Source organism: Pradoshia sp. Z6_59, from assembly GCF_058267515.1.
On the sequence record NZ_JBZCPP010000004.1, the window covers coordinates 44,766 to 57,275 of the forward strand.

Genomic DNA, 12,510 nt, shown 5'->3' on the forward strand with positions numbered 1-12,510 from the left:
CAGGGGTGACAATATGTTACAATCAAAAACACGTTGGCTTGTAAAAAAAGCTGACGAAACGATTATAAATCTATTCATGCAAGAACTTGAACAGCCGCGTATTGTGGCTACATTATTGGTCAACAGAGGAATAAAGACCGTAGAAGAAGCGCGGTCTTTTTTGTATGCAGCCCAGCATGATTTCCATGATCCTTTTTTACTGTCAGGTATGGAAGAAGCTGTGAGGCGGATTGTGAAAGCAGTAAAAAACAACGAAAAGATTACAATATTCGGAGACTATGATGCCGATGGTGTCAGCAGTACAACCATTTTGATGCTCACGCTTAAAATAATGGGAGCAGAACATGTGTCATGGTATATTCCAAATCGCTTTACAGAAGGCTATGGCCCAAATGAAGAGGCTTTTCAATTCATAAAAGAACAGGGAACTACGTTGCTTATCACAGTAGACTGTGGCATTTCGGCCATCCATGAGGCTCAAGTGGCGAAAGAATTGGGAATGGATTATATTGTGACGGACCATCATGAACCGGGTCCTGAGTTACCGCAGGCATTAGCTATCCTTCATCCCAAAAAGCCGGGTGAAACCTATCCGTTTTCAGAGTTGGCCGGTGCCGGTGTGGCAATGAAATTGGCCCATGCTTTACTTGGTGAATTGCCTGATGAGTTGATAGGCATTGCTGCAATTGGAACAGTGGCTGACTTAGTTCCTCTTCATGATGAAAATAGATTAATTGCGATTAAAGGGATTCAGGCATTAAAGAAATCAACAAGACCAGGAATCCTTGCCCTTTGTCAAAAAGCAGGTATTCAGCGCGATTCATTAAATGAGGATTCCATTGGATTTGGATTGGCACCGAGAATAAATGCTGTAGGAAGATTGGAATCAGCAGATCCGGCTGTAGAGCTTTTACTTACTGAAAGTCAGGAAGAAGCTGATTCGATAGCCGACGAAATAGATTTGTTGAATAAAGAGCGGCAATCAATCGTAAAAGAAATGACCCAGGAAGCGATTGAAGAAGTGGAGAATAAGTATCCACCTGAAACTAATCCGGTCCTAATTATTGCCCGTGAAGGTTGGAATACTGGAGTAGTAGGGATTGTAGCCAGTAAGCTTGTAGAAAAATATTATCGTCCGACAATCGTATTAAGTATTGATCGTGAGAAAGGAACAGCAAAGGGATCTGCACGCAGTATCCCGGGATTTGATCTATTTCAAAACTTATCTTTAAACAGAGAATTGCTTCCTCATTTTGGGGGCCATCCTATGGCTGCTGGTATGACACTGAAAATAGAAGATGTTGAGGAATTGAGACAACGATTGATCAATCAGGCTAATGAAATTCTAACAGAAGAAGATTTCCAGCCTGTTACTGAGATAGATAGCTTAGTTGCGATTGATGAAATTTCATTAACGCTTATTCAGCAAATGTCCCAGCTTGCACCGTACGGGATGAAAAACCCAAAACCGCGGATTTTGATTGAGGATGCCTCAATAACAACTTCCAGGAAAATTGGAGCAGATAAAACTCACCTTAAACTTCAGCTTGAACAAAATGATGCTGGGTTAGACACCATTGGGTTTGGATTAGGAGAGTTCCTTGATCATTTATCTCCACAGGCCAAGGTATCTGTTATTGGAGAATTGGCGATAAATGAATGGAATAATATAAAAAAGCCGCAATTGTTTTTACAGGATCTATCTGTACCAGGGTGGCAGTTATTTGATTGTCGCAGCGATAAGGGGAAAATACATGTTCAGACAGTGCCGTCTCCACGCAAAATTATCTTATTTCAGGAAGAGAGTAAGGTATGGCTGACGGAATATACTAAAGAGAATGATCAAATTATCCATATTTCCTCTTTAGAAGCCGCTCAACAGGAAACTTTAGACGGTTACCATGTAGTTTTAGCAGATTTACCTTCACAAAAAGATATATTTGAAGCACTTTTTATTGGTAAATTGCCTAAAAGAGTGTATGTTTATTTTCGTACCACTCAAAATGATTATTTCTCAGCGTTTCCAACAAGAGACCAATTTAAATGGTATTATGCCTTGTTGGCAAAAAAGGGACCTATATCTTATAAAGAACTGCGTTCCATGCTGAATATTCATAAAGGTTGGTCAAAAGAAAATATTGATTTTATGACAAAGGTGTTTTTTGAGCTCGAGTTTGTTACAATAAATAACGGACTCATTGATTTGGTAAGGACCAGTATGAAACGGGATCTGCAAGAATCTAAAACCTATCAAGAAAGACAAGCAAGAATGGCGTTGGAACAAGAGCTTCTCTACGCTTCATTCAATCAGCTTTATGAATACCTTGGCAAGTTGATTCGATCCCACATGGAAAACAAGGAGGAAACTGAGCAATGGATTTAAAACAATATATAGCGATCGTAGAGGATTGGCCTAAGCCAGGGATTAAATTTAAAGATATTACCCCACTTATGGATAACGGAAAGGCATATAAATATGCAACAGATCAAATTGTAAAGTTTGCTAAAGAGAAAGAAATTGATATTATTGTAGGACCTGAAGCACGTGGATTCATTATCGGCTGCCCTGTAGCTTATGCAATGGAAGTTGGTTTTGCGCCAGTGCGTAAAGAAGGCAAGCTGCCTAGAGAAACCTTTAAAGTTGAATACGGTTTGGAATACGGTAAAGATGTGTTAACTATTCATAAAGATGCAATCAAACCAGGTCAGAGAGTATTAATTACTGATGATTTATTGGCTACAGGCGGAACAATGGAAGCAACTATTAAATTGGTTGAAGAGCTTGGCGGAGTTGTAGCAGGATTAGCATTTTTAGTTGAGTTAACATACCTTGAGGGCAGAAAAAAACTTGCCGGCTATGATATACTCACATTAATGGAATATTAAGCATATAGTAATGGCGTTCTAATTATTAGAGCGCTTTTTATATTATCAAATTGCGAATAATAGCGAAACAACAGATTAAATCTTGTTCGTTACTTTACAAGAAAACTTTTTTTGATGATAATAGAAACAATCCTCTTTTTAACGATTAACCTATATGGTTTAACATAGATAACGATATGCAAAAAACGTGGAAATACGGAGTAAAAGGTGATTTCATGGCAAATGAGCAAATTTATACCGCTGAGCAGGTCTTTGATAAAGCAAGAAACTATATGAATGAAAAAGATGTGGCATTCTTAGAAAAAGCGTATGAATTCGCCAAAGAAGCTCACAAGGAGCAATATCGCAAATCCGGTGAGCCGTATATTATCCATCCAATTCAAGTTGCTGCCATCCTGGCGAGCTTAGAGATGGATACATTTACAGTAGCGGGCGGATTTTTACATGACGTTGTGGAAGATACTTCCGTAACACTGGAAGACATTAAGGAAACCTTTAACGAAGAAGTAGCCCTTTTGGTTGACGGTGTAACAAAGCTTGGAAAAATTAAATATAAATCAAAGGAAGAGCAGCAAGCTGAGAATCACCGCAAAATGTTTATCGCAATGGCTAAGGATATTCGTGTCATCATGATTAAATTGGCTGATAGGCTGCATAATATGCGTACTCTGAAACATTTACCTGTTGAAAAACAGCGCAGGATTGCGAATGAAACGCTCGAAATATTTGCTCCGCTTGCGCATAGACTCGGTATTTCAACGATTAAATGGGAACTTGAAGATACCGCTCTCCGCTATTTAAATCCTCAGCAATACTATCGAATTGTGAATTTGATGAAAAAGAAGAGGGCAGAGCGAGAAGAGTATCTATCAGATGTCACCGACCGAATGAAGGAAAAGCTGAAGGAAGTTTCTATTCAGGCTGATATATTTGGACGACCAAAGCATATTTACAGTATCTATCGGAAAATGGCTCTTCAAAATAAACAGTTTGAAGAGATTTATGATTTAACGGCAGTCCGTATTATTGTAAATAGTATTAAAGATTGCTATGCAGTTCTTGGTATCATTCATACATGCTGGAAGCCAATGCCTGGTCGTTTCAAGGATTATATAGCCATGCCGAAAGCAAATATGTATCAATCCCTTCATACGACCATTATTGGTCCAAAGGGTGAACCATTGGAAGTGCAGATTCGTACGACTGAAATGCACCGAACAGCTGAATTCGGGATTGCGGCACACTGGGCCTATAAAGAAGGCAAGGATTTAACGTCGACACAACGAATGGATAAAAAGCTGGATTGGTTCAGAGAGATTGTTGAATTCCAGGATGCCTCTACCAATGCAGAGGAATTTATGGAATCTCTCAAACTGGATTTATTTGCGGATATGGTATTTGTTTTTTCACCAAAAGGTGATGTGTATGAGCTGCCAAAAGGATCCGTACCGATTGATTTTGCTTACCGCGTCCACTCAGAAATCGGCAATAAAACGATTGGCGCTAAAGTGAACGGGAAAATGGTTACGCTGGATTATGTGCTGAAAACTGGCGATATTATTGAAATATTAACATCTAAACATTCCTATGGCCCAAGTCAGGATTGGCTGAAGCTGGCAAAAACTTCACAGGCACGAAATAAAATACGACAATTCTTTAAAAAGCAACGCAGAGAAGAAAATATTGAAAAAGGCAAAGAATTAGTTGATAAAGAAGTCAAGGCAATGGAATACGATGTGAAAGAAGTTTGTACTACAGAGAACCTGCGGAAAGTCGCTGAAAAATTCAATTTTGCCAATGAAGATGATATGTATGCAGCAGTGGGCTACAACGGAATAACAGCTGCTCAAATTGCGACAAGGTTAACGGATAAGCTTCGTAAAAAGAGAGAAAAAGATCAGGAAGTAAGCTTGCTTGATGCGGTCTCTGAGTTGCGTATGATACCGAAAACGAAGAAGAAGGATTCCGGGGTTCGTGTAAAAGGGATTGACAATATGTTAATCAGATTATCACGCTGCTGTAATCCTGTTCCTGGTGATGAAATAGTTGGTTACATTACAAAAGGACGCGGTGTTTCGGTCCATCGGGCAGACTGTGTCAATGTATTGGATGAAGAAAGTAAAGAACGGATTATCCCGGTAGAATGGGAAAGCAGTCAGAGCGTACGAAAAGAATACAATGTTGATATCGAAATAAATGGATTTGACCGGAATGGCTTGTTAAATGAAGTGCTTCAAGCTGTAAGTGAAACGAAGACCAATATTACGGCTGTATCAGGTCGTACAGACAGGAACAAAAGTGCAACAATTACCATGTCTATATCCATTTATAATGTAAGTCATTTGCATAAGGTAGTTGAACGAATTAAGCAAATTTCAGATATTTATTCTGTCAGAAGAATTATGAGTTAGGGGTAAAAAAATGAAAGTGGTATTGCAACGTTCAAAGGCAGCTTCAGTGCGTGTGGATGGTGAAACAGTCGGCGCCATTACCTCCGGGTTTGTGTTATTGGTTGGAATCACTCATGAGGATACAGAAGAGGATTGCCGTTACCTTGCTGATAAAATCGTTCATTTGCGCATATTTGAAGACGAAAATATGAAAATGAACCATTCCTTGCTTGATGTGGGCGGCGAGATTTTATCGATTTCCCAATTTACTTTATATGGTGATTGCCGCAAGGGAAGGCGCCCAAACTTTATGGCAGCAGCCAAGCCGGATGAAGCTGAAAAATTGTATGATTTGTTTAACGATATGCTGAGAGAAAAAGGTTTGAAAGTGGAAACAGGCAGATTTGGGGCGATGATGGATGTCGAGCTCATTAACGACGGACCTGTGACGCTTATTCTTGAAAGCAAAAGCTAAAAGTCAACAACGCAGTGGCGTTCTTTTAGAACCGTGCACCACCATATGTCTGAGTTATTTCGGACATATGGTGGTGTTTTTTTGTGTATCAATAATTAGTGATCTAGATCAACCAGCGAACCCCTCTAACTATTTTGCATTCTCCGTCAAAAGAATTCTGTATAAAAATACTCCCCTTAAGCTATCAATTAAAAGCATAAAGGGAGACTCTAAGTTATTTAGTACAGACCTATGAACAGTTACTGATTTTTACAACGGTTCCCATTTATCAAAGCTTTTCAAACGCTAAATTCCTAAATCGGAAAAGTAGGCAGCCAGTCCATTTACAAGCCCATCTGTGATGGTCTCCTGATAGTATTCTGTTTGGATAAGAGTTTCCTCAGCAGGATTATTAATATAGCCTAATTCCAATAAAACAGCCGGCCGAAGATTTTCTCGTAAAACGTGCAGGTTGTCCTGTTTTACTCCCTGGTCATTTAGAGATGTCTCGTTTTGCATTAGATATTTTTGAATAGTTAAGGCTAGTTGCTTTTGATAGGAATGATAATAATATGTTTTAATACCGCTTTTATCCCCATTCTCATTACTATCATAATGAAAACTGATAAAGGCATCGGCTGTATTCATATTTGCAAGATTGGCCCTTGCATGTAACGCTACATACCGATCGCTGGAACGAGTGATGATTACGTTCGCTCCGGCTGTTCGTAACTTTTCATATGCAAGTTTAACGGTCTGAAGCGTTAGATTTTTTTCTAAAGTCCCAGCTGGTCCGGATGCTCCGCCGTCCGTGCCCCCGTGACCGGCATCCAGGATGATAGTTTTCCCCATTAATGACTCATTCCTTTGAGGACTTGAATTTTGTTCACTCTCTGATTCTGTATACCAACTCGGGATCCATCCTTCTTTTTTAGATGGAAGTTCAATTTTAAGCATGTTTCTAATTTCTTTGAGAACGGTATATTCCTCATCTTTTATTACTGTTCCAATGACTGATGCATTTGGTTTATCCGATGCTCGTACATTTAAAACGGAAGCCGTTATACGGATTCTCTTTGAGGATTTTTGTAATTGATGTTGATGGATGTAGTTGCTGTGTATCCAGCCTATTTGGTCCTCATAGGTGAATGAAATCCAGCTATTCTGTTTCTCTATTATGTGGATTACTGTTCCGATGGGAAGATTGCCGAGTACCTTAAACTTTGTGCCTGGGCCTTTTCGAACACGCAGACCATCTGCAGTGATAATACCGGAATCGGAGGTGAGATTCGCCTTTTCATAGCCTGTAACGAGCCAACTGGCTACCCATCCTGTTTTTTTGTCACTGAGCTTTAGTTTAATCCAATCTTGATCTATTTCGAGGACATCATAAACACTCCCCGCCTGGATTTCATCAATGATGGGTGCCTTTATATTTGCCTCCTCCCGGACATAAATAGATGGCTCATTAACCACAATTTTATCGATTGTTGCATGTACGGTTGATATAGAATTTTTTATCGGCGCAATTAGAAGGGTTACACATAGAAAAACCATAATTTTTTTTGGCAAGGTGGGAATCGCTCCTTCTTTAAAAATCAGATCTGGCATTTGTTAAAGAAAAAATTTTTTTTATGAAAGATACTTTAAACTGTCGGGAATACTGATTAAGACAATCTGTAGTTTAAATAAATAAGGGGTGTTCATGATATGAGATACAGTGAAAAGGGATTAATCACACAAAATGCCGGTAAACAAATATTCGGAGTGGATTTTCATGATTTTTTGGTTAAAGAACAGAATAATTCCATGGTGGAGCTTGCATCGGAATTTGGCCTGTCCGTCAGAGACGTGAAACAACTAAAAAAGAAACTTGGACGTTCTTAAGGGTTGACAACTAGGAAGTTACTTCGTAATATTAATTAAATAAAAATACATATTATATTCCAATGATGGTGAAGAGTAATATAGATCACACATGAGCAGAGAAGAAGTGTCTTAGGCTGGAAACACTTCTGCATGTGCCCTTATGAACGAACACACCGTAGGTTTCGCCCTGAAAAAACGTTAGTTTCTAGTAGGGGATGAACGTTGAACAGGCGTTAACTGTAAAAGTGGGAGCTATTTATGCTCCAACTAGGGTGGCACCGCGGGTAACAACTCCCGTCCCTTGCATATGCATGGGACTGGGAGTTGTTTTTATTTTACCTAAAATTACCAAGCCATGCCAATTGGAAATGGTTATAGATTGCATTTTAAGGAGGAATTTTGATATGGCCGTTCAAATACCAAGGGGAACCCAGGATATCCTTCCTGGTCAATCAGAAAAATGGCAGTATATCGAAAACATAGCAAAAGAAATTTGCTCAGTGTATCAGTATCAAGAAATACGCACACCAATTTTCGAAAGTACCGAGTTATTTGAAAAAGGTGTGGGAGATACAACAGATATTGTACAAAAAGAAATGTATACATTTACGGATAAGGGAAACCGCAGTTTAACCCTGCGCCCGGAAGGTACCGCAGCCGTAGTTCGTTCCTTTGTGGGAAATAAAATGTATGGGAATGCCATTCAGCCTGTTAAGTTATTTTATATCGGGCCAATGTTCCGATATGAGCGTCCACAGGCAGGGCGCTTCAGACAATTTGTACAGTTTGGTGTGGAAGCTTTAGGGAGCTCCGATCCGGCGATTGATGCAGAAGTAATTTCATTAGCCATGAATATATATAAAAAGCTAGGGTTAAAGAATCTGAAGCTAGTGATCAACAGTCTTGGAGACAAAGAAAGCCGTGCAAAACACAGAGAAGCTTTGATTGCGCACTTTAAGCCCCGGATTGAGGAGTTTTGTCCGAACTGTAAGAATCGTTTAGAGCGTAACCCATTACGAATACTGGATTGCAAAGAGGACCGTAATCATGAGTTGATGTCTGGCGCACCGTCCATTATCGATTACTTAAATGAAGAGTCTACACAGTATTTCAACAAGGTAAAAGCGTACTTGGATGCGATTGGAATTGCTTATGTTGTTGATCCAGGCTTGGTTCGCGGACTTGATTATTACAATCATACAGCTTTTGAAATCATGCTTGATTCTGAAGGATTTGGGGCAATTACAACTCTTTGTGGAGGCGGCCGTTATAATGGCCTTGTACAGGAGGTTGGCGGTCCTGAAACTCCGGGCATTGGCTTTGCGTTAAGTATTGAAAGATTGCTTTCTGCACTTGAAGTAGAGAATATTGAGCTTCCGATTGAAAAAAGTGTGGATTGTTTTATCGTATCACTTGGTGAGGAAGCAAAGGATTATTCTGTGAAACTGGTAGATGAGCTACGCAGAAATGGAGTATCAGCTGAAAAAGATTACTCAGATCGCAAAGCAAAAGGACAATTTAAGGCGGCTGACCGTGTGAACGCTAAATTTGTAGCGGTCCTCGGAGAAGATGAGCTGAAAGAAAATAAAATTTCCTTAAAGGATATGCAAACCGGTGAGCAACAGCAAGTGGGTCTCGCTGAGTTAGTAACAGAATTAAAAACTAAACTGGGAAGATAATAGGAGGAATTTACAGTGTACGGAAGAACATATTTTTGCGGAGAAGTACCGATAACAGCAATCGGAGAAGAAATCACTGTCAAAGGGTGGGTCCAAAAAAGACGTGACCTTGGCGGGTTGATTTTTATCGATTTAAGAGACCGTACAGGGATTGTCCAAGTTGTATTCAACCCAGATTTATCACCTGAAGCCTTAGGTCTAGCTGAAAAAATCAGAAGTGAGTATGTATTAAGCGTACGGGGAAAAGTGGTAGCTCGTGAAGAGGGAACGATTAACAAAAACCTTAAAACAGGTAGTATTGAAATTCAGGCAGAAGAGGTAATCATTATCAATGAATCTAAAACACCTCCATTTGCGATTACGGATAACGAAGAAGTATCTGAGGACCTTCGTTTATCTTACCGATATTTAGATCTTCGCCGTCCGGTTATGTTTGAAACGTTTAAAATGAGACATAAAGCAACTAAAGCAATCCGTGACTTCCTGGATGGAGAGGGCTTCCTTGATATCGAAACACCTATTTTAACTAAGAGCACTCCAGAAGGCGCACGTGATTACTTAGTACCTAGCCGTGTGCATGAAGGTGAATTCTATGCATTGCCGCAATCACCGCAAATCTTTAAGCAATTATTAATGGTTTCTGGAATTGAACGCTATTATCAAGTGGCACGCTGTTTCCGTGATGAGGATTTACGTGCAGACCGTCAGCCTGAGTTTACACAAATCGATATTGAAACTAGCTTTATGAGCCAAGAGGATATTCAGGATTTGACTGAACGCATGATGGCTAAAGTGATGAAGGAAGTCAAAGGAATCGAGCTTTCTTTACCATTACCGAGAATGACGTATGATGAAGCGATGAGCCGTTATGGTATTGATAAACCAGATACTCGTTTTGCGATGGAATTAATTGACGTTAGCAACATCGTTGAAGATTCAGGCTTTAAAGTATTCGCAGGTGCAGTGGAATCCGGCGGACAGGTTAAAGCATTGAATGTAAAAGGTGCTGCTTCCAATTATTCCAGAAAAGATATTGATGCATTAGGTGAATTTGCTGCCCGCTACGGTGCAAAAGGGCTGGCATGGATGAAGATGGAGGAAGAAGGTCTAAAAGGACCAATCGCAAAATTCTTCCAGGATGAAGACGGAAAAGGTTTAATCGAGGTTACTGGTGCTGAAGCTGGAGACTTGCTGCTCTTTGTTGCTGATAAGAAATCTGTTGTCGCGGATGCATTGGGTAATTTACGAAATAAATTAGGAAAAGAATTAAACCTAATTGATGAAAGTAAATTTAATTTCTTATGGGTAACTGACTGGCCGCTTCTTGAATATAAAGAAGAAGATGGCAGATATTATGCAGCTCATCACCCATTCACTATGCCTGTTAGAGAACAAATTCCTTTGCTTGATGAAAACCCTGGTGAAGTAAAAGCCATTGCTTATGACCTTGTGTTAAATGGTTATGAATTGGGCGGAGGAAGCTTGCGTATCTTCGAACGTGATATCCAGGAAAAAATGTTTGAGGTACTTGGATTCACACCAGAAGAGGCTAATGAGCAATTTGGTTTCTTGATGGAAGCATTTGAATATGGTACTCCTCCGCATGGCGGAATTGCGCTAGGATTGGATCGTTTAGTCATGCTGCTTTCCGGCCGTTCTAACCTGCGTGATACGATTGCATTTCCTAAGACTGCGAGCGCGAGCTGCCTGTTGACAGATGCACCGAGTGAAGTATCTGACAGTCAGCTTAAGGAGCTTAGTCTAAAGGTCTCAAAAACGGAATCAGGCTTGAAAAAGTAACCTGCTTTTGATATGATTAAATCAATTAATAGACGTCCTGAAGTGTACGTTATGCATCCTTTTTGTTTTGACCGAACATTTCTTTTAACGGGAGTCCGGAGTTTACCGCTTGCGCAAATGCCTTTTTCGTGAAGGACTTGCAACAAAGTGGAACAGGACACCCACCTGCCGAGGGCGGGCCAAAGCACTAGGCATCAAACGGCACAATTTGGGGCGTTTATACTTATGAACTTATTAAAACTCGTTGCAGTTGCTGCAATGAGTTTTTTATTTTTATCGATGAGAAATATATCCTTTCATTCCTAGTAGGAAAGTATGGTATCATAAATCGACACGACGGACGCCTACTGAAGAAAAGATACATAATTAAAGAACAATACATTACTTCAGCGATTGGTGATTAATGGTTACTCCAATCCTTCAAACAAGTGAATAAAGGGATAGGGAGAAATATCGTGGCCTGCTGCTTAATCAGCTGAAACTGTATTTTACAGAGATAAATGTTTTCGGATAATATACAATCAAAGAGTGAAGTGCGTGTAGATAAACAGAAATGTTTAGGAAAATAAAAATAGGTAATTACATTTAATAACAAAAATGAAATTGGAGTGGAGCTATTCATGTTGCATCAATTTTCACGTAATGAATTGGCTGTCGGGAAAGATGGCTTGGAAATATTAAAAAATACAACTGTGGCGATTCTCGGTATTGGCGGAGTAGGTTCTTTTGCCGTGGAAGCTTTGGCACGTTCCGGGGTGGGCACGTTGATATTAGTAGATAAGGACGATATAGATATAACAAACGTGAATAGACAAATTCATGCGTTATTATCCACTGTTGGAGAGCAAAAAGTAGATGCTATGAAAAAGCGTATTTTTGACATCAATCCAGATTGCGAAGTAATTGCTTTAAAAATGTTCTATACGGAGGAAACATATCAGGATTTCTTCGCTTATAAACCTGATTATGTAATCGATGCCTCCGATACGATTATTTACAAAATTCACTTGATGAAAGAATGTCTGATAAGGAATATCCCTATCATCTCAAGCATGGGCGCTGCCAATAAGATGGATCCAACCCGCTTTCAAATTGCGGATATATCCAAAACACATACAGATCCATTAGCTAAAGTGATTCGTACTAAATTAAAGAAAGAAGGCATTCGAAAAGGGATTCCAGTCATTTTCTCCGACGAGAGCCCGATTGTGCCTTTTGATGAAGTGACAAAAGTGGTGGGCAACCAGGATGCAGATATTCGCAAGGCTAAATTCCCGCCTTCATCCAATGCATTTGTGCCTTCTACGGCTGGATTAATTGCAGCGAGCTGGGTTGTTAGAGAAGCATTGAAGGAAATAAAAATCAAACGAGTGAATGATTAACGTTATCGGCGAATCGTCACCTGTATGAAAAAAGATTGGCTAATAAAAGC

At 39.7% G+C, this 12,510-nt stretch carries 9 protein-coding genes, 1 other RNA gene and 1 other annotated feature; of the genes, 9 read left to right on the top strand and 1 reads right to left on the bottom strand.

Translation table 11 applies throughout. The features are described 5' to 3' along the window. The first annotated feature begins 13 nt into the window (after nucleotides 1-13). From recJ to dtd, 4 genes are all read left to right on the top strand, one after another. Nucleotides 14-2,383 (top strand): single-stranded-DNA-specific exonuclease RecJ, encoded by a 2,370-nt coding sequence (gene recJ, locus AC4D4B_RS05650; RefSeq protein WP_490996575.1) that lies wholly within the window; start codon nucleotides 14-16, stop codon nucleotides 2,381-2,383. Then, complete coding sequence (locus tag AC4D4B_RS05655; protein WP_066105448.1) at nucleotides 2,374-2,886, top strand: adenine phosphoribosyltransferase; 513 nt, start codon at nucleotides 2,374-2,376, stop codon at nucleotides 2,884-2,886. Before recJ ends, AC4D4B_RS05655 begins: the two co-directional genes overlap by 10 nt. Nucleotides 2,887-3,101: 215 nt before the next feature. Next, entirely contained in the window at nucleotides 3,102-5,297 is a 2,196-nt protein-coding gene (locus AC4D4B_RS05660; RefSeq protein WP_490996576.1) for a RelA/SpoT family protein, read from the top strand. A gap of 10 nt (nucleotides 5,298-5,307) precedes the next feature. Next, entirely contained in the window at nucleotides 5,308-5,751 is a 444-nt protein-coding gene (dtd, locus tag AC4D4B_RS05665; protein WP_490996577.1) for a D-aminoacyl-tRNA deacylase, read from the top strand. Between the two features lie 285 nt (nucleotides 5,752-6,036). Here the strand turns inward: dtd and AC4D4B_RS05670 are convergent, their stop codons facing one another. Continuing rightward, entirely contained in the window at nucleotides 6,037-7,302 is a 1,266-nt protein-coding gene (locus tag AC4D4B_RS05670; protein ID WP_490999390.1) for an N-acetylmuramoyl-L-alanine amidase family protein, read from the bottom strand. Between the two features lie 138 nt (nucleotides 7,303-7,440). On the opposite strand from AC4D4B_RS05670, the gene AC4D4B_RS05675 reads away from it, so the two are divergent. The 5 genes from AC4D4B_RS05675 (at nucleotide 7,441) to AC4D4B_RS05695 (ending at nucleotide 12,460) form a co-directional block, all read left to right on the top strand. Next, the gene (locus AC4D4B_RS05675; protein ID WP_175354278.1) at nucleotides 7,441-7,617 is read left to right on the top strand and encodes a hypothetical protein; all 177 of its coding nucleotides are present in this window, start codon (nucleotides 7,441-7,443) and stop codon (nucleotides 7,615-7,617) included. A 53-nt stretch (nucleotides 7,618-7,670) separates the two neighbouring features. Further along, nucleotides 7,671-7,904 (top strand) — a binding site (T-box leader). Between the two features lie 99 nt (nucleotides 7,905-8,003). Further along, nucleotides 8,004-9,278 carry a histidine--tRNA ligase gene (hisS, locus tag AC4D4B_RS05680; protein WP_490999391.1) on the top strand — a complete coding sequence of 425 codons (1,275 nt, stop codon included), beginning with the start codon at nucleotides 8,004-8,006 and terminating at the stop codon, nucleotides 9,276-9,278. A 15-nt stretch (nucleotides 9,279-9,293) separates the two neighbouring features. Next, a complete protein-coding gene (gene aspS / locus AC4D4B_RS05685) occupies nucleotides 9,294-11,078 on the top strand; it encodes an aspartate--tRNA ligase (RefSeq protein WP_490996580.1) in 1,785 nt (594 codons plus the stop codon). A 31-nt stretch (nucleotides 11,079-11,109) separates the two neighbouring features. Beyond that, nucleotides 11,110-11,297: non-coding RNA, 6S RNA (gene ssrS, locus AC4D4B_RS05690), on the top strand. Between the two features lie 401 nt (nucleotides 11,298-11,698). After that, a complete protein-coding gene (locus AC4D4B_RS05695) occupies nucleotides 11,699-12,460 on the top strand; it encodes a tRNA threonylcarbamoyladenosine dehydratase (protein WP_066105431.1) in 762 nt (253 codons plus the stop codon). Nucleotides 12,461-12,510: the final 50 nt, after the last annotated feature.